Here is an 18,789-nt window from a genome sequence, read left to right as displayed (position 1 = left end):
GCGAAGCCGACGGACGGCTTCAGTTGGTCTTGTCGAGGGTGGCGATCTCGATGCCCTTCGTCTCTTTCATGAGCAGGACGAACACCGCCGCGACCACGAAGGCGAGCGCGGCCGAGTTGATCGCCAGGCTGAACCCGACCTTGGGAATGAGATAGGTGATGATCATCGGGCCGACGAACACGGCCGCGCGCCCGCCGTTGTACAGGAAGCCGGCGCCGGTCGCCCGCACGTCGGTCGAGTACAGCTCGGAGAACAGGGCGCCGTAGCCGCTGTAGTAGCCGGTGAAGAAGCCGAGAGCGATGCCGACCAGCGGCAGATAAGTCAGGCCGGTCGACGTCACGGTGTAGATGAAGACCGTGATCATGATGCCCATGGCGACGAAGAACACCGCGAAGGTCGGCCGCCGCCCGACGCGATCGGCGAAGGCGCCGAACAGGAGGTAGCCGAAGAAGGCGCCGATGCTCGTCCAGATCATGAACTCGGCGCCCTTGGTGATGCCGACGTTCAGGGTCTTGTCGATATAGGTCGGCAGGAAGGTGAACAGCGTCCACCAGCCGTACATGCCGAAGATCGAGACGCCGAGGCCGAGGAGGGTGTTGCGGGCGTTCTTCTTATTGAACAGCTGCAGGATGGTGATGCCGCCGGCGCTCGCCTCCGGCCTCGCCGCCTGCTCACGCCGCTTGGCTTGCCACACCGGCGATTCCTTGACGAAGAACAGGACGAGAAAGAACGTGATCACGACCGGAACGACCGTCGCGTAGAACATCCATCGCCAGCCGTGGCTCGGGATGATGGTGAAGGCGAACATCGCCGCGGTGAGCAGGCCGAAGGTCCAACCCGTCTGCAGCACGCCGACCGCCATGCCCCGGCTCTTGGCCGGCCAGATCTCGGACACCAGCGCCATCGCGGCCGGCCACAGACCGCCGAGACCGAAACCGACGAGTCCGCGATAGATGCTCAGTTCGGTGAGCGAGTCCGCGGTGCCGCACAGGAAGTTGAAGATGCCGTAGAGGACCACCGACAGCAGAACGGTCGGCTTGCGGCCGATCTTGTCGCCGATGCTGGCGATCACGATGCCGCCGATCGCGGTCGACGCCAGGAACACCGACACCACGCTGAAGGCCTCGGCCATCGTGACGTTGAGGTCCTTGATGATCGACGGCACCGCATAGGCGTAGATCGTGGCGTCCATCGCGTCGAACAGCCAAGCGGCGAACAGGCCCATCAGCAGCAGGCCGTGAGTCTTGAACGCCGATCTGAACGATGTGAAGATCTCTGCGAATTTCGAATCCACCGGTGCGGCGCCTGCCGCAGCCGTCTTTGAGGCCGTTACGTGATCGAGTGGCTGTATGGTCATTTCGAAAAATCCCTACCGCCTGTGGGAGCGCGTTCGAGCGCACATGAAGAGTCCGTCCCCCGCATCGCTCGGCGAAGCGAGGCGCCTACACTTTCTCGGCGGAGAGTGCCGCCCACACCCTTTCCGAGGTGATCGGAAGATCCTTGAAGAAGACGCCGGTGGCGTCCGAGACCGCGGCCGCGATCGCGGCGCCCGCCGTGATCGCGCCGCTCTCGCCGATGCCCTTGGCGCCGAACGGGCCGGCGCCGTCCTGATTCTCGACCAGGGAGCTGTCCATCTCCCACGGCACGTCCATGGTGGTGGGGATGCGGTAGTCGAGCGGACTGCCGTTGCGCAGGCGCCCCTTCTGGTCGTAGATCATCTGCTCCATGAGGGCGTGGCCGAGCCCCATCATGGCGCCGCCTTCCTCCTGCGACTTGCAGTGCAGCGGATTGATCGCCTTGCCGATGTCGCTGACATTGATCATCTTGAGGATGGAGACCTTGCCGGTCGCCGGATCGACCTTCGCCTTGACGGCGATGAAGATGACCTCCCAGAAGTCGGACAGGCCGCCGAGCGGATGGCCGGCGACGACCTCGCCCTTGTAGAGTCCCCGACCGACCACCTCGCCCTGCGTCTTGGAGAAGTAGCGGGTGAAGATGTCGTTGAACGACAGGCTGTTTTGTCGGTCCGACATCATGCCGCCGTTGATCTGGAGCTTCTCGCCCGGGGCGATCAGCCCGAGTTCCTTCGCCATCTCCTCGAGCTGCCGGACGACGTCCTTGCAGGCCGACTGGACGGCGTTGCCCATCGTCACGGTCGACCGGCTGCCGGCCGTCGCCACGTCGAACGGGACCGCCGCCGTGTCGCCCATGATCATGGTGATCCGGTCCATCGGAATGCCGAGCTCTTCCGATGCGATCTGCGCCAGCACCGTGCAGGCGCCTTGCCCCATCTCCGAGGTGCCGACCGCGACCGTCAGACTGTTGTCCGCGTGCAGCTTGACCAGGGCGTTGGAGACCGAGCCGGGAATCGGGTTCTTGATGCCGATGCTGATGCCGCGCCCGGTTCCGGGCGGCAGCGGATCGTTCCAGCCGATCATGTCGGCGCAGCGGCGCAAGCCCTCGCTCCATTCGCCGTCGGCCGGGATGTCGCCGGGGACGAGCTGTTCGCCGCGCTTGACCAGGTTGCGCAGCCGGATCTCCACCGGATCGATGCCGAGCGACTTGGCGGCCATCTGCATCTGGGTCTCGAGGGCGAAGTTCAGCGGCGGCATGCCGAAGCCGCGCGCCGCCGTGCTGGGCGTGGTGTTGGAGTAGATCGCCCGCGCCACGGTCTTCAGATTCGGAATCCGGTAGGGGCCGCAGCTCACGTAACTGGCCTTCTGGGTGATGCGCGGCGCCGCGTCCGCATAGGCACCCATCAGGTAGTCGGCGTCGACCTTCTGGAGCAGGATGCGTCCGTCGCGGTCGAAGCCCGTTTTCATATGGACCGTGGCGGAGAGCCGCCGCGCCGTGACGAAGGCGTCGTCGAGCGAGGTCGAGATCTTCACCGGACGTCCGGTCCGCATCGCCAGATAGGCCGCGAGCGGCTCGTATTTGGCGTAGCCCTTCGACCCGAAACCGCCACCGATGCTGGTCGCCATCACGCGGACCTTCGACAGCTCGAGCTTCAGGCATTCGGCGACCACCCGGCGCAGCAGGAACGGATGCTGGACCGGGCTCTTGATCTGCACACCGCCGGCCTCGGGCCATGCGATGACCGAGAAGGGCTCCAGGGCGAAATGATGGATCATCGGGAACGTGTAGGTGTTCTCGACGATCGTGTGGCACGCGGGCTCGGCCGCCTCGACATCGCCCCAGGCGTACTCGTACTGCTTGTGGACGTTCGAGCCTGGAGCCGTCGTCGCGTCGTGGACCAGCGGCGCGTCAGCAGCGAGCGCGTCCGCGACCGTGACGACGGCGGGAAGCTCCTCGTAGTCGATGCGCGTCCGGGCGACGCCGAGCGAAGCCGCCTCGTCGCTGTCGGCCAGCACCACGGCCACCGGTTCGCCGTAATACCGGCACTTGCCGACGGCGAGCAGCGGCTGGTCGGCGATCACCGAGCCGTAGAGTGGCATCGGGGTCGGCAGGTCGGCCGCGGTCAGGACCGACACGACGCCCGGAACGGCCCGCGCCGCCGCGGTGTCTGCCGTGACGATGCGGGCGTGGCCGAGCGGCGCCCTGACGATCCGGGCCCACAGCATTCCGGGGACTTTTCCATCGATGGCGAACTCGTGAGTCCCGGTGACTTTCTGGGCGGCATCGGCGCGAAGGACGTTCTTTCCGACGATGTTCATCGGCGTCACTCCCCTGCGCCCGGCGTCGGGCGCAGCTTTTCGGCGGCTCTGGAGACGGCTTTGAGGATTCGGTTGTAGCCGGTGCACCGGCAGAGATTGCCTTCGAGCGCCTTTCGGACCTCGCCCGTCGTCGGATCGGGGTTGTGGTCGAGCAGCGCCTTGGTCGAGAGGATCATGCCGGGCGTGCAGTAGCCGCAGTGGACGGCACCCTCTTCGATGAACGACTCCTGGATGGGGTGCAGCACGCCGCCGACCGCCACGCCCTCGATGGTCGTCACGGCGCAACCGTCGACCTCGAGGGCGAGGACGATGCAGGAGTTCGCGGTGCGTCCGTCGATCAGCACCGTGCAGGCGCCGCATTCGCCTTCGTTGCAGCTCACCTTGGTGCCGAGCAGCCCGAGGTTCTCCCTCAGCACCTCGGCCAGCATGGCGTCGGTCCGCACCGCGATGCTCTTGCGGAGGCCGTTCAGCGTGAAGGTGATGTCGAACGTGTCCGCGGTCATGCCTGCACCCGGTCTTTGCTCGTGGAACGTTGCTGCGACAGCCGGATCGCCTCGCGCGCCATGACCTGGACCATGGCCAGGCGATAGTCGCGGGAGGCGCGGATGTCGGAGATCGGAGTGGTGGCCTCGGCGGCCGCCGTGATACCGCGATCGAACGCCTCGTCGTCGCGCAGTCCGGCCCCGAGCAGCGGCTCCGCAGCGAGAGGGCGGATCGGCGTCGGGCCGACGGCGCCGAGGGCGAGGCGGACCGTGTCGGCATCGCACACCATCGCGGCGGCCCCGACCGTGGAGATGTCGATGCCGGCGCGCCGCGCCAGCTTGATGTAGCCAGAGCCGGCGCCGTCCGGCGGAAACGGGCAGACAATGCTCTCGATCAGCTCGCCGGCGGCGAGATCGGTCCGACCCGGCGCCTGCACGAAGGCGGCGATCGGCACCGCCCGCCGGCCGTTCGGCCCGATCAGGTTCACGACCGCATCGAAGACGTAGAGGGGCGGCAGGGTGTCGCCGGCGGGCGATGCATTCGCGACGTTTCCGCAGACGGTGCCGCGATTGCGGATTTGCTCCGATCCGATCTGCGCTGCGGCCTCGGCGAGCGCCGTGAAGCGGGCGAGCACGACCGGGTGGCGGACCACGTCGCTCAGTCGCGCCAGCGCCCCGATGCGGATGCCGGTGTCGGTCACCCGGATGTCGTCGTCCAGTTCGCTGATCTTCGATAGGAGGACGAGTCGCTTCGGTGCGGACTTGCCGGCCCTGATGTGGATCAGCACATCGGTTCCGCCGGCGACCAGCTTGACGTCGCGGTCTTGGATCGGCAGCAGCGAGAACGCTTCGTCGAGCGTTCTCGGCGCCGCCACGCGGAATTGGGCCATGTCGACCACCCTTGATGCATGCGCCGTCGTTCGGCCGGGACGTGGTCCTGGCCGTGCGATGGCGTCGTCGAACGAACCTCCAGCGAGCGCGGGAGGCATCGAGTCTTCAGCCGGGGGTGTTCGGGGGCGGAAGGCGAGTCGGTAAGCCTAAGCCCGCTGCCGGCAGGCTCGAATCCGGCCCCTGTTCGGGATGCTGCCGGTAACTTCGATCCTGTCGCCGCGGTGGGACCATCGTTGTGGTCCCCGCGAGGCTCGACTTTTGGTCGGCCCCGATGTTCGAACATTTGATACTTTCGTCGATATGCTCGACAATGCGGTGAACTGCGTATGGTGTTCGCACATATGAAGGCGCGAGTTGCCGGGGTGACCGAATGTCTTCAAGATGTGGCGGGGCTGACGGTCGGCGCTGTTGCCGTGACCGTGCTGTCTTTTCCGTGATCGACCAGCGACCATGACCCGACGGAAATTCGACCCCAACAGCCGACGCGCCGGCGAGACGCTCGCGTCGGCGACCTATGGAAGCCTGCGCCGTGACATCATCAACGGTGCATTGTTGCCGGGCAGTCAGCTCCGCGTCCGTCAGTTGTGCGAGCGCTACGGCGTCGGCTTCAGCCCGATCCGCGAGGCGCTGAACCGGCTGTCGCGCGACGGCCTCGCCCGCCAGACGGATCTGTGCGGATTCACGGTCGCACCATTGAGCAAGGTGGAGCTGGAGGAGATCACGGTCACCCGCTGCTGGCTCAACGAGCTCGGGCTTCGCCAGTCGATCGCGCGAGGTGACACGGCGTGGGAGGAGCGCGTGGTGCTCGCCTATCACCGCCTCGCGCGCGTCGCTGTCGATGCGCCCGGTCTCGATCCGGCCCGGAGCGCGGAGATGAACGATGCTGCGCATCGAGAATTCCACGCCAGTCTGCTCAGCGCCTGCGGATCGTCCTTCCTGATGGGCTACTGCGAGCAGCTGTTCGACCTGGGGGACCGCTACCGTCGCCTGATCAAGCCGACGACCCGGCAGGTGCGCCAGCACGACGAGCACCGTCTCATCATGGAGGCGGCCCTCGCCCGAGACGCCGAGCAGGCCGTCGAGCTCCTCACGCGCCACCTGCTCAGGACGGCCGAGCTCGCCGAACGAACGCTCGAGGAAAGCAAGGTTCCGTCTGGCCGGGAGAGCAGAAAACCGATCGTCGCCCCGGCCGAGCCCTGACGCTTCGCGCCCTGCCGACGCGGAACCGGCGGCCCCTGCTTGCGATCCGGGCGGACCCTCCGATTCAACTCAGCGGCTGAGTCGCGCATGTCACGCCTGCTTGGGCTGCGCAGCGTGATTCAGCTCACAGTCCAGTCCCGGAGTGCCGTGCGATCCAGATGTCACGGTCGGCGGTCGCTCGATGTCCCACGCTCTTCCTGTCGAATAGGAGCGGGCGTGGCGAAGCGGTCGTTCGTCGGACATTCAGGGGTGCGCCATGTTGCTTCGGGCCGGTCTTCTTCTGGTGGGTTGTGCGCTGTTGATCGCGCCCTGCACGGACGCCGCTCTGGCATGCCGCGCACCCATCAATCTCAGGGCCATCGATTCCGCGCTCGCCAAGGCAGAGTTTCCTCCCGAGGTGCTCGAACGGGCCCGGAGAATGCGTGCGAATGCCGCCGCACTGATCGGCGCGGGCAAGCCGGATGAAGGCCGAAACGAGTACTACAGCCTCATGGACCTTCTCGGCCTGACCACCAGCGCCGGTCGATTCAGGTGTTGAGTCCCGGAGGGAAAATTCACTTTCCGCGGCGGGTGCTTTTGCGGCCGGCCCGGCGCTTGGCGCGCGGCGCGGCCTCGCCCTCCGGGGCCTCGTCCTCCGGAGCCTCGTCCTGGGCCCCCGTCTCGCCGACCGCGAATTCCTCGATCTCGTGCCCGGCCTCGAGCAGCTCGGTGAGCCACTTCGGCCGCGCGCCGCGACCGGCCCAGGTCTCACCGTTCGGACCCGCGAACTTGGGCGGCACCTTGACCCCTTTGAGCGTGCTCGAGCGCTGGCCGGGGGCCTTGGTGGTGCGTCCGGTGGCCCTCTCGAGTTGCGCCAGCTGATCGCGCAACGCGCGGCTGCGCTCCTCCAGGGCGGCGTCGATCTCGCCCCGGAGGGCGAGCAACTCGTCGACTTCCATGGTTTTGAGATTCACGTTGGCCATTCCGGCTTTCCTCATTGATTGTTTTGCGGCCCCGGCACCCCTGTCGGCTTGCCGGAAAGGCGGGTCGATAAACCCTCCTACGGCAGCATGCGGCAAAAGCAAGCGGCTTTGGGCCAATGTCGACAGATTTGGGGATATGTAAGACTGGAAATGAACGCCCGGGGCCGTCACCGCGGCGCCTTGCGGCTTCAAGCGACGATGGGTCGTGGCCTCAGCCAAGAGGATCTCGGCAGAAATCACCTCGCCGCTTGTTGAAGCGCAAGGTTCGCGACCGCGCATCACACGCCCACATCGCGATCGTCGCCGGGGCCCGCGGTCAGCATGGTAGGGGCGATTACAACATCTCCCCGCTGCTCGGCGGCCCCGAGGCCGATCACGATCAGCAAGCCCTCGCGGTGAATTCGAGCAAGCGCGTGGCGAAGCTGGTCGACTTCAACATGCACCGGCCCGGGCAGAGAGCACGAAAGCCCGCATCTTGCCGGATACCTCGCCCTCGCCGAAGCGCCGAGCAATCATCCGTGCTGCTGCGTCCGTCGCAGTCTGCAGCATTGTCGGATCGCGCGCCTCGATCTCGGTTCGGAGCGGTGTTCCTTGACAATACGCGACCGCCGGAACCCGAGGAGAGGAAGCGCGGCTGGTGCCCTCGACGGCCTCGACTCGGATCTCGCCGAACCCCGCCGCCTGCAGTTCGCGACGAAGCGTCTGGACGTCGGCATGCCCGTGCGGCGTGCGTGCGAGGAAGCGTGGGGGATCCTCGAGAAAGACCTCTTCCAGCGCTGCCGTGACCGCGTCCGCGAACTCATTCTCGGTGATCTCGTCCCAGACGTTGAAGTGAAGTCTCCCGCCAGGGCCGAGCACTCGATGCGCTTCCCGGAACGCTCGGAGGCGGTCCGGGAAGAACATCGCCCCGAATTGACAGCACACGGCGTCGAAGCTGCCCGGATCAAAAGGAAGCGACAGGGCATCGCCCTGTTGCCACGCGATGCGCGAGTCCGGAAGTCGCGCCTTGGCGATCTCGAGCATCGGACCGTTGAGGTCGGTCGCGACCAGACATGTGTTCGAGCCGAGAGCCGCCGAAAGGGCTCTGGTCAACGCCCCGGTTCCGGCCGCAGTCTCGAGAATGCGACCCGGTCGCGCTTGCGCGACTCGTCTCGAAAGATCGATGGCGTAGAAGTCGAAGATGAGCGGAACCAGAAGTCGATCGTAAATGTCTGGAACAGAGCCTGTGAACACCCTGTCGCTTGCGCTCATGATTGTCCCTCCACGGCCCCCGGGCGCCGCGCGGGGTGAGGGCGGTGCCGGCTGCCGAATGACGATCTCGCAGCGACGACCCGACCGTCGAACGTAAGTCCGTCTGGGCGCATGATGGGCACGGTCCGCCACGCTTGTGATCACAATGCCGCCAGAGCCGACCGCGTTCGCCCGCCGATTCCGGATTGCCGAGGGGGAGTAACATGCTGCCAGTGTGACCAGTGTCAGCGGCTTCGCTGCATCGCCCGCCGAGCGGCTGGGCTCAACGGTCGCGGCGGCGAGGCTCGTCAGCGCGCTGAATATTCTCTCGGTGTCGACGCCGCCATCCGCGCGGCTGCGACGGTCTCGCCAGGCTCTCCGAAACTCCGGACCGCGTCGCTCCGCCCCACCGCACGGGACCCGACCGAACGGCGAGGTTGAGCCTCGCCCATGGAACATGAGCTTCAAAGCCAAGATGGACCGAAGCGTTCTGCCTCGTCGCCACTTCCGAACCCGGCGACATCCATCACGGTCTGCTGTCGCCGATCCTCCGTCGAACCCGGGAGAATGGAAGTGCTGCTGGGGGATTCCAGGAGGAGCCACTGCGCAGCAGCATGCCTTGTATAAAAACTCGAAGTACCAATCTCGGGCGAAGCGGGGGGCCGAGTCCGCACCGGAAAATGCGGTTCAGAGGAGACGGCGGACAATCTGGCTGTGGCCGCAGAAGAAACATTCGAAGGTCCGCTCTTCGAAGTTTCTGCCGTCCTCTCGCATGTAGGTGCGGCCGACCAGCCGTGTTCCGTGCGAGCACATGCGGCAAGGCGGACGGTCGAGAATGAGCTCGCGGTTCATGATCAACGACGCGACCAGTTCGGGGGTCAGGACGTGTCTGTCTCCGAGAGGAAGGGGCGGGTTGACGCCTCGCCTCCGAAGTGAAGAGCTCTTTCGCTCGCTCGACTGCCTGCTACGGCTGCTCATCGATTTCCGCTCTCCTCGCTACCGCTTGGACGTCCCAAAAGTGCCGCTGTCCGTAGCCGATCCGGAGCTGAAGGTTCGGAAGGGCTCGGGCAGCGGCTCAGTTGACCAGTCGCTCGGCAGACGATCGGACGGCGTCGTAGCGGCCGCCGAGGCTAGGCAGGGGGAAAGCACTGCAGTAGGGGGTGCGTTCCATTTCGGTGAAAAAACGTCTTTAAGTTCATGTGGATATGTTATCGCCCATCACCGTGACTAATAGGGGGTGCGCAGCCTGAAAAGGCGGGAGTGTCTCTCGACGAAATCGTTCCCCCGCCGCGGAGGACGATGTGCCGGCGCTGTGCGACGCTGGGCCTTCGGAGCCAAGCTCCGGGCCAGTACCGCCGACGGCAGACGCCGTCGTCACACGGGGAGGGCCCAAGCCATGGCGACCAGCGGCGGTGTGCTGCCTAGCTTCCGTCCAGAGCGTGAGCGATGGCATTCAAGAGCTGAATCCCATCGAACGGCTTGCTGAGAACCTGGGCGCTCCCCTCCCGGCGGCGCTCGGCGAGAACCTTGTCCTGCGTATAGCCCGTCGTGAACAAGACTTTGATGGCGGGGCTCAGGCGGACGGCCTCATCGGCGAGCGTACGTCCATTCATCGCGCCGGACAGCACCATGTCGGTGAACAGAAGCCGGATGTCCCCGCGATGGTCCTGGAGCGCCTGCAAGGCCGCCACGCCATCCGGTGCGGCGAGGACCCGGTACCCTGCTTCCTTGAGAGCCGAGAGAGTGAACTCGCTCACGCGTGGGTCGTCCTCGACGACCAAGATCAGCGCATCGGCTACGACTCGAGGCACGCCCTTGCGCGGGGGCCCTTCTGCGACGACGCCTTCGGCACGATCATCACGAGGAAAATAGAGCCGCACGGTCGTGCCGCAATCCACTTCGGAATCGATCGTGATGTGTCCACCGGACTGCTTCACGAAACCGTACACCTGAGCGAGTCCGAGGCCGGTTCCCTGACCGACCGGCTTTGTCGTGTAAAATGGCTCGAAGACCCGTGCCTTGACGTCCGGCGGCATTCCATGTCCGGCATCCGACACGGCGACCGAGACGTATTCCCCTGGCTGTAGTTCTTTGCCGAAGGTCTGCGCGAGTGCTTCGGAAACAGAGACGTTCGCTGTGCAAAGGCGCAGGCGCCCCCCCTCGGGCATCGAATCACGCGCATTGACCGCGAGGTTGAGCAGCGCGCTCTCCAGCAGATGAGGGTCGACCTCGATTCGCCAAAGATGCTCCGACAGCTCGGTCTCCAGTTGAATGGTTTCACCGAGTGTCCGGGTCAGCAGATCCATCATTCCTGTGATCAGCCTGTTGGCATTCACCACAGAGGGTTGAAGCGGGGATTGACGCGAAAACGCCAGCAATCGGCTTGTGAGCTGCGCTGCGCGTCCAGCCCCGTCGAGGGCTGCCTCGACGTTGCGGATCAGTCTTGGATCGTCCAGGTGGGCGACTCGGTTGCGCAGCATGCCGAGATTGCCGATCACCACGGTCAGGAGATTGTTGAAGTCGTGAGCAATGCCTCCGGTCAATTGGCCGACAGCTTCCATTTTCTGGAGCTGACGCAGCTGAGCCTCGGCATGCTCTTGCTCTTTCATGGCGGCTTCGACCCGTCGCTCCAGGTTTTCATTCAGGCGTTTCAGAGCTGCTTCCGCCAGATCGCGTTCCCGTTCGCGGGACCGGAGGTCGCTCGCAGCCCCCACCAGAATGCTTCCAACGTCGTCGAACTCCTTGATGGGAGTGGGGATGTGCGGCGGAATCCTGCCGTCTCGGAGGGAATGCGCCGCGGTCTGAAGGCGTTCCACGGATTTGAGGATGCGCCTGCGCACCACATCGGCGAGTGCAAGCGCCAACACGGCCAGGAGGGCGCCCAGCCCGACGACCACGAGCACGGAGCGCCGCAGAGCATCGTCGATGATGGATACGGGTGCGCTGACGATCACCCGCCATCCTGTCAATTGTGACGTGTCGTAGGCGACGACCGAGGAAATCCCGTCTGGCGATCGGTCTTCGTACAGCCCGGCGGATCGAACCGCGGCGTTCACGAGATGAGGGGGAGCTTTCTTACCGACGAATTCCTCGTGCTGGTGCGACCGGACGACGAACACTCCCCGTCCGTCGATCGCGGTGGCCAGCCACCCGTCCTGCAGCCGAGCCCGTTGCAGGACCTCCTGAAAGAACTCCGGAGCAATGCTGGCTCCGACCACGTATTCACGGCGAGACTCGATCGTCGCGGGAACAACGATCTGGACCGTGGGACGCCCGGTCACGAGGCCGAGAAAAACATCGCTGACGGCACGACGGTCGCTCTGGATCGCGATCCTGTCGATCTCACGCACCTCCACGGGATTGTTTTCGAGCCGGCCGCCGAAAGGCAGGCGCGTAGCCGTCAAGGCCGTCCCGCTGAGGTCGCGCACGCTGATGTGAAAATTCTGTTCGGCACGGACGTCCTGCGCTTGTTGATAAAACGTGGCGAGGTCGCCGCGCTTCAAAGCCGGAGCTGTCGCCAACGCTTCCAATGTGGTGGTCACACCGACGATCTCCCGATCGATGGCGGTGGCCAACGCGCGGGCTTCGCTTCGCAGGCTGTCCTCCAACCGGGAGCGCTCCGACGCGTAGTACTGAACGGCGATGAACACGGCGAAGAACAAGGCCGGAAGAACGATCCCCAAGCCGAAGCTGAACAGATGGAACGACAGCGTTCGAGGGCGTGTCCTTCCGGCCGCACTGTCGGGCTGCGCGGGCTGGGGCGCGTGCACGCTCTACCCTCGTACCTCGTTCAGCGCCTCGGCCGTAAAGGGGTCCTGACACCATATGCAAAACAGCAGTATGATTCTATGGCATTTTGTGTCGAGGCCGCGCAGAGCCCCATCCGGCCGTCGGCCGGGCCTGTTGATTCAGCTGGGCCGCTTGGGTTCAAGAGTGCCGGTACCGCTTCAGCTGCGCATCAGCGGTTCCCCGGAGCAGTCTGGAACTCTCCCGCAACCGAGCCGTTCCAAAATACCAACCGTATAGCCGGGCGAGAGCTGCCTGGGCCGTCGTGAAAAAGGAGAGCCGATGACCAAGACGGAATCGATGGAAGGAACGCTTCTCGATTGGCTGCGGGACGCGCATGCTATGGAGAAACACGCCGAACAGATGCTGAGCAACACCGCAACGCGGCTGGAACACTATCCGGAGCTCCGGGCGAAAATCGAGCGACATCTGGAGCAGACCAGAAGCCAGGCCGACCGGTTGCAGACCTGCATCGAGCGGCGCGGCGGCAGCACCTCGACCTTCAAGGACACGGCGGCGCAACTGCTCGGCTTCGGCCAAGCCCTGACCGGTGTTTTCACGAGCGACGAGGTGGTGAAGGCCTCGATCGCGAGTTTTGCGTTCGAGCAGATGGAAGTCGCAACCTATAAAGGATTGATCACGGCGGCAGAGAGCGTCGGAGATGCCGCCACCAAGGAGGTCTGCCAGGGCATCCTGGCTGAGGAGCAGGAGATGGCTGGCTGGCTCGACGAGAACCTGCCGGGCGTCGTCCGTACGTTTCTGGCACGTGACGCCCGAGGCACGAGCGCGAAACACTAGGTGAAATAGGAGCCGTCCGCCGGGGGCGCTGGCGGACGGCTTCAGGCAGTTCTTCGAGAGTGCATTCAGCGGCGAAGAGTGAGGCACAGAATTGGGGGGCGCGCCGAGCAGCTAAGCCAGCAGTCCCGCTGCCCGAGCTTCTCCGAGCAACGTGCGCGTCCGAGCGCGGTAGCGGTCCGGCTACGAGCCGCGGGACCACAGGACCGGGCTTCGCACGAACGTACCGGCGGAGACTCCCACGAGCGGACCGGCAACCCGCCGCCCCACCCCGAGTGTCTTCCGGGGCACAGCGATCGGGGCACACGACGGGCGCCGCGACCGTCCTCCCGCCCGCGACGGGACCGGCCGAGCGCACAGGACCACGGGCGTCCGGCGCCGCTGGTGAGGGCCGCCAGCATAGGTATTCCTCCGGTTGAAACGAAAGGAGCAAAGTGATGAAACGCAGAGCTGTCGAATGGCGTCTGTCGACAGTCCTGTGGGGCCGCTGTGCAGCACAAGGAAGTATTATCGGGGTGGATCTATTGCGCCGGCTCTGCGCTCGCCGATCTCGCCGCCATCGCGGCTGATCCCGGGACCGATGGGGTGGTCCGCGAAAAGGCCGCACGGGCCCTGAAGACGAACCTCGCGCAACTGCAGGAGTTGCTCCGAGCCGGTGAGATCGACCCGGCAGTGCGCGAATTCGCGGAACACACGCTGCAGAAGTTCAAGCTCTGACGCGTGTCGAGCGCGGCCCGGTTCGGGGGCGCACGAACACTGATCGCGTGCCGACATCAGCACTACGTTTGCCCGGGCGCATCTCCTCAGATCGCGTCAGGAGCCGCGCATCGGGCGCGATGTTTGCTTTTGTTTTGGAGGCGCGATCTACGATGAGCATCGTTGTCGGGCCACGGCTTCGCTGAGTTGCGCCGGCGTGTAGCGAGACAGACGTGCGGTCGATGCCGAGGAGCTTGCAGCTCTCGATCAGCGAGGCGATGACGGCCCAGTGCTCGGCGCCACCATCCGGGCCGGCGAAGAGCGCGGGATCTCCGGCGCGCTCTCACGGACGACGCGCGGACCACGCGAATCCTCGACCGATCGGCATCGAGGCATGGCGGCCCCCACTGACGCGCAACTGATCGCGCCCCTGCGGCGCAACATTTCGCTGACGGCGTCCGGAACAAACTCGGCTCGCCCCGAGTTGCTGCTCTACCAAAGGACAAAATAGCCCCGAACGCACGTGCGAACGGAAGGCAGCTGATTGCGCTCCAGTGAAAGGCCGTCCGCAGGGGCGGCCTTTCACTTCTCGAAGAGCTTCTGTCGCCGGGGACGTAGTCCTACATATCGATTGTACTCTCGATCTGATCAGAATGACCGCTTCGGCTGTCCGAGCCTGCCAGACGCCCGCATTTGCGTTTCGCTCCAATGAGGGTGACGAGAGCTGGCCAGACAGTGAAATGGCCGAGTCTAGGGAGGCTGCTGCGCCGGTCGCGATCGTGCCGGCGCAGGCGCGGGCGGTGACGGCAGGGTCGCCGCCCGCGACCTCGTGCGCGTCTGATTGATCTGCCCGAGCCGGATACGAGTCGAGGGCAGACATTCCTGGGAAGAGGCTCAGTCAGATCAGGCCGCCTCCAGAACCGAACCCAGGAGCATTCCGTCTCGTGCGCTTGCGCGATTGATCAGGTGATCTGCCAAGGCAAGGGTCGAGATCCGACAGCGACGGCATTCCGAGTTCGGTCACCACGAGTTCCGTCACCACGAATTCCGTCACTCAGCGTCCGCGGCGCCGAGGTCCTCGATGATCGCTTCCGTCAAGAGCTGGAGACGAAGATCGAGGGCCCGGAATTCCACCGATCCCGGGCGGCAGAGGCGTTGATTGGTAGACAGCCGGACCATCAGGTCGAATGCTGGGTGGTGACGAACGTTCGCACTGGTAACATGCGCAAGTCGCGCGAGCGCTCGTATGCCAACTTCCTGTTTCATCGGAGCAGCCCTCGTGCATTGATTATTTTACGCATGGACGCGAACTCTGTTCCCGCACGGACATCCAACCGGCTCTGCCTCCAAGGTGCAGCGGTCGGCCTAGCCGCCGAGAGCGGGCGGCTCTGTATTTCCGGCGGTCGAGCACGATCCGCCGGAATGCCCGATGATCGGGGACGTCCAGCGCGTCATCGTTTGGAGGGGGGCCGAACTGCTCGAGGCACGAGGTCTAGTTCGACGAGCTATGGGATTGGCTCTGGGCCGTGCATCCGGCAGCGCCCTTGGACGGGACAATCCGGGCGCGCAGAACTCCGGTGATGCTCGTTGATCTGTTGTCGAGCGCAGGTGCGGTGCATCTGTCGGACGAGATCCGAGTTGCTTGTCCCGGTGTCCGGCAAAGGATGTCGCCGTGACTGCAGGGCAGCGGAGACACGCACCGGTCGATACTCCTGACGTCAGTGCCCGGCGATGCGGTCTCCCAACGGCGTACTTTCCTGTATTGACCTCGGTTCGAGGAGAGCCACCAATTCTCCGGTCCTTCTCTCTCGTTTCGTCCCTCCCACCGGTAAGCCAAACCGGCCAGGCACGACCCACCAATCCGTAGGCGCGAAAGTTCGATGGGGTAGGCATATGGTCCCGGGCTTGCCGATCGAAACCCTCACATCGCTGCACGTCGCCATAAGCTTGGTCGGAATATCCTCCGGACTTCTGTTGTTCATACGCATGATCGCCGGCCGGGACGTGAGCGCAGTGTCGATCGTTTTCTTGGTCACGACGGCGGCGACGACTGCCACGGGATTTCTCTACCCGGTAAGTAGCGCCGGAGTTCGGCACCTCGTCGGTGTCGCCTCGCTGGCGACCCTGTCCGTGGCGGTGGTCAGCCTCTACGTGTTCCGCCTCGCTGGCGCTTGGCGAGCCGTGTACGTCATTGCCGCCTTGGTAGCCCTTTATTTCAACTGCAGCGCCGCTGTCGTACAGGCCTGCCGGAGGCTCCTGCCCGTGGCGGGAGACGTCGAAGGCGACCCACAAACGTATATTCTGTTCGCTCAGGGCGCCTTACTGGTCCTCTTCATCGTGCTCGGAGCGTTGGTGTTGCGAATGCCCCGCGAGCGTCCCCAGAGGACCAGCGCGATCAGTCCCCTGTAACGCTCATGTGGCGGCGGATCGAGCGAAGCCGCTTCGCGGCGGGAGTGGCGATCGCTGCGGTCCCTCCCGTCTGAGAGGATCGTGGGGTGTCAAAGCCCGACCCTTCAGACAGGAGGTTCGAGATCGCTACGCCGAGCCCTCTGCGCCGGCGCATGATCGAGGACGTGACGGTCCGCACTCTGTGGCCGGCGACTCAACGATCCTGTCTCAGCGGGGCTGTCTGGACTGGAGATGTGGACTGGGAGAAGCGCATCGCGAACCGACCTGGAGGTCGGCCCGCACGTCTCCATAAGGCTCGGGATCACCTCGCGAGGCGCATCCGACCAAGGTGGAATCGTAAGGTTGTGACTTAAGCAATACACCTACCAGCAATCGATTGTTTCCGAAGTGTTGCCGCTTGTGGCTGCCGCACCGGCGTAGATACACTTAGCCACATTCTACTCGTCCTCTAGGACCAACGGGGCCATCATGACCGCCGAACGGACTCGTGTGCCCGGGGTTCAGGCGCCATCTCGGCGCGCCTTGTTGGCCTCGGTGAGCTCTCATGCGTTGCGGCGCCGGTTGGTCGGCGGCGCCGTCGTCCTGATTGCGGCGGCCGCCGGGGACACGGCGCTCGCCGCCTGCGACGCACCGGCCGCGACCGTGAACTGCACCGGTGACGTGAGCGGCGGCGTCTCCTTCGTCCCGGCGGGCCCGATCCAGACTCTCAACGTCAACGGTCTCACGACCGCGATCCAGCCGGGGAGCGGCGTCTCCGGCATTCGGATCGACGCCAGCGGTGCCGGCGGCGACTCCGGCGGCGCCACCGAGGACGGCGACGACGGCCACTCGGGGCAGGGCCTCACGGTCCATTTCGACGGCAGCCGGCAGATCGCGGTGGGCGGTGCGGGCGCGTCCGGCATCGTCGCGGTCTCCAATGGCGGCAACGGTGGTAACGGCGGCAACGGCGCGGTCATCAACGCGGGCGACGCCGGTAACGGCGGCAACGGCGGCAGCGTGACCGTCACGGCCGCGGGGCTCATCACCATCACGGGCGCCAACGCGGCCGGCATCTTCGCGCAGAGTGCCGGCGGTCGTGGCGGAATCGGCGGCGACAACGCGATCGGCCCGGGGTCGCCGGGCGACGGCGGGGCCGGCGGCCAGGGCGGTGCCGTCGTCATCAACAGCACGGCGAACATCACGGCGGCGTTCTCCAACACCGCGACGTCAGGCATCGTCGCGGTCAGCAACGGCGGCGGTGGCGGTCGCGGCGGCGACTGCGGAACCGGATGCTTCGGCACCGGCGGCGGCGGTCCGACCGGAGTCGGCGGCAGCGTGTCGGTGACCAGCAACGGCATCATCGACATCAAGGGCTCGGTGAATTCCTATGGGATCTTCGCCCAGAGCGTCGGCGGCGCCGGCGGCGCCGGGGGCAGCAACAACTTCCTCGGCCTTGCCGGCTGGGCAGCGGATTCGCAGAGCGGCGGCAACGGCGGCACGGTCACGGTCCAGGTCGACGGCGGCGCGATCTCCACGGCGGGCGTCGGGTCCTCGGCCATCTACGCCCAGAGCGTCGGTGGCGGCGGCGGGGCCGGCGGCGGCAGCGGCATCGGCCTGTTCTACGGGGCCGGCGGGTCCGGCACGGCGGGCGGCTCGGGCGAGAAGGTCACGGTCACCAATTACGCCACCCTCACCGCGACGGGTGACCAGTCGGCCGGCATCTACGCCCAGAGCATCGGCGGCGGCGGCGGTGCCGGCGGCACCGGTGCCAGCGTGTTCGCGAGCTTCGGCGGCGTCGGCGGCGCTGGCCAGAACGGCGGTGTCGTCGAGGTCCACAATCACGGAGCGATCACGGTCAGCGGCAATGCCAGCTACACCAACGTCTCCAGCGCGACCGCCAGCGCCGGCATCTTCGCCCAGTCGGTCGGCGGCGGCGGCGGCGACGGCGGCGTCGGCGCCGGCGGGCTCGCCAATTTCGGCGGCACCGGGGGCGTCGCCGGTGACGGCCGGGCCGTCTCGGTCGAGAACACGGCCGCCATCCGGGCGCTCTGCGGGCCGGCCTGCACGGGCGGCCCGGCGATCTTCGCACAGTCGGTGGGCGGCGGTGGCGGCAATGGCGGCGGCGCGTTCGGCGTCGTGTCGTTCGGCGGCGACGGCGGGGCCGGCGGCAATGGCGGTGAGGTCCGGGTCGACAATTCCGGCGCGCTGACCACGACGGCGCAGACCTCGGCCGGCATCTTCGCGCAGTCGGTCGGCGGCGGCGGCGGCAACGGCGCGTTCGCGGGCGGCATCGCGGCGATCGGCGGCAACGGCGGGGCCGGCGGCACCGGCGGCCGCGTCATCGTCAACAACGGCCAGGACATCACCACGGGCGGCGCGGATTCGGCCGGCATCTTCGCCCAGTCGGTCGGCGGCGGCGGCGGCAATGGCGGCGGCGCGCTCGGCGTCGGCGCGTTCGTCTCCTTCGCGCTCGGCGGCCGCGGCGGTGCCGGCGGCGCGGCCGAGAACGTCTGCGTCAATGCCGATGCGGCCTGCGCCGTGCCGGTGCGCGGCCCGGCCGCCGACATCACGACCACGGGCGACCGCTCCTCCGGAATCTTCGCCCAGTCGGTCGGCGGCGGCGGCGGCAATGGCGGCTTCGCGATCTCGGGCTCGTTCGGTCTCTACGGCAATGTGAGCCTGTCG

General features: G+C 66.1%; 12 protein-coding genes and 1 pseudogene. 6 read left to right on the top strand and 7 right to left on the bottom strand.

Annotation, left to right across the window (positions count from 1 at the left end):
- Nucleotides 1-19 precede the first annotated feature (19 nt).
- From CH341_RS16335 to CH341_RS16320, 4 genes are all read right to left on the bottom strand, one after another.
- A complete protein-coding gene (locus tag CH341_RS16335; protein ID WP_170149655.1) occupies nt 20-1,294 on the bottom strand; it encodes an MFS transporter in 1,275 nt (424 codons plus the stop codon).
- Between the two features lie 148 nt (nt 1,295-1,442).
- Nucleotides 1,443-3,674, bottom strand: a complete 2,232-nt coding sequence (locus CH341_RS16330) for a xanthine dehydrogenase family protein molybdopterin-binding subunit (protein ID WP_146604502.1) — start codon at nt 3,672-3,674, stop codon at nt 1,443-1,445.
- 5 nt (nt 3,675-3,679) lie between these two features.
- A complete protein-coding gene (locus CH341_RS16325; protein WP_111420069.1) occupies nt 3,680-4,177 on the bottom strand; it encodes a (2Fe-2S)-binding protein in 498 nt (165 codons plus the stop codon).
- Nucleotides 4,174-5,046 carry an FAD binding domain-containing protein gene (locus CH341_RS16320; protein ID WP_170149654.1) on the bottom strand — a complete coding sequence of 291 codons (873 nt, stop codon included), beginning with the start codon at nt 5,044-5,046 and terminating at the stop codon, nt 4,174-4,176. Before CH341_RS16320 ends, CH341_RS16325 begins: the two co-directional genes overlap by 4 nt.
- A gap of 451 nt (nt 5,047-5,497) precedes the next feature.
- Here CH341_RS16320 and CH341_RS16315 point away from each other — a divergent pair, with 451 nt between their 5' ends.
- Nucleotides 5,498-6,247: a GntR family transcriptional regulator gene (locus tag CH341_RS16315; protein ID WP_111420067.1), complete on the top strand. Its 750-nt coding sequence runs from the start codon at nt 5,498-5,500 to the stop codon at nt 6,245-6,247.
- Between the two features lie 256 nt (nt 6,248-6,503).
- A complete protein-coding gene (locus CH341_RS16310; RefSeq protein WP_111420066.1) occupies nt 6,504-6,785 on the top strand; it encodes a hypothetical protein in 282 nt (93 codons plus the stop codon).
- Nucleotides 6,786-6,801: 16 nt separating this feature from the next.
- Here CH341_RS16310 and CH341_RS16305 read toward each other — a convergent pair whose 3' ends face one another.
- From CH341_RS16305 to CH341_RS16295, 3 genes are all read right to left on the bottom strand, one after another.
- Nucleotides 6,802-7,209, bottom strand: coding sequence for an H-NS histone family protein (locus tag CH341_RS16305; protein WP_111420065.1), 408 nt, complete (start codon nt 7,207-7,209; stop codon nt 6,802-6,804).
- A 432-nt stretch (nt 7,210-7,641) separates the two neighbouring features.
- Nucleotides 7,642-8,460: a class I SAM-dependent methyltransferase gene (locus tag CH341_RS16300; protein WP_111420064.1), complete on the bottom strand. Its 819-nt coding sequence runs from the start codon at nt 8,458-8,460 to the stop codon at nt 7,642-7,644.
- Between the two features lie 1,400 nt (nt 8,461-9,860).
- On the bottom strand, nt 9,861-12,209 hold the full coding sequence (locus tag CH341_RS16295) for an ATP-binding protein (RefSeq protein WP_111420063.1): 2,349 nt from the start codon (nt 12,207-12,209) through the stop codon (nt 9,861-9,863).
- A 298-nt stretch (nt 12,210-12,507) separates the two neighbouring features.
- Here CH341_RS16295 and CH341_RS16290 point away from each other — a divergent pair, with 298 nt between their 5' ends.
- The 4 genes and pseudogenes from CH341_RS16290 to CH341_RS36215 form a co-directional block, all read left to right on the top strand.
- Complete coding sequence (locus CH341_RS16290; protein ID WP_245431094.1) at nt 12,508-13,023, top strand: ferritin-like domain-containing protein; 516 nt, start codon at nt 12,508-12,510, stop codon at nt 13,021-13,023.
- Between the two features lie 486 nt (nt 13,024-13,509).
- Nucleotides 13,510-13,737, top strand: coding sequence for a hypothetical protein (locus CH341_RS16285; protein WP_111420062.1), 228 nt, complete (start codon nt 13,510-13,512; stop codon nt 13,735-13,737).
- A 1,884-nt stretch (nt 13,738-15,621) separates the two neighbouring features.
- Nucleotides 15,622-16,125 carry a hypothetical protein gene (locus CH341_RS16280; protein WP_146604500.1) on the top strand — a complete coding sequence of 168 codons (504 nt, stop codon included), beginning with the start codon at nt 15,622-15,624 and terminating at the stop codon, nt 16,123-16,125.
- A 549-nt stretch (nt 16,126-16,674) separates the two neighbouring features.
- A pseudogene (locus CH341_RS36215) lies at nt 16,675-18,789 on the top strand (hypothetical protein); the annotation flags it as partial.

Origin of the sequence: Rhodoplanes roseus, assembly GCF_003258865.1 — a bacterium.
Taxonomy (GTDB): domain Bacteria; phylum Pseudomonadota; class Alphaproteobacteria; order Rhizobiales; family Xanthobacteraceae; genus Rhodoplanes; species Rhodoplanes roseus.
The sequence above is the reverse complement of the archived record's forward strand: the minus strand, read 5'-3'. Positions and strand labels throughout refer to the sequence as shown.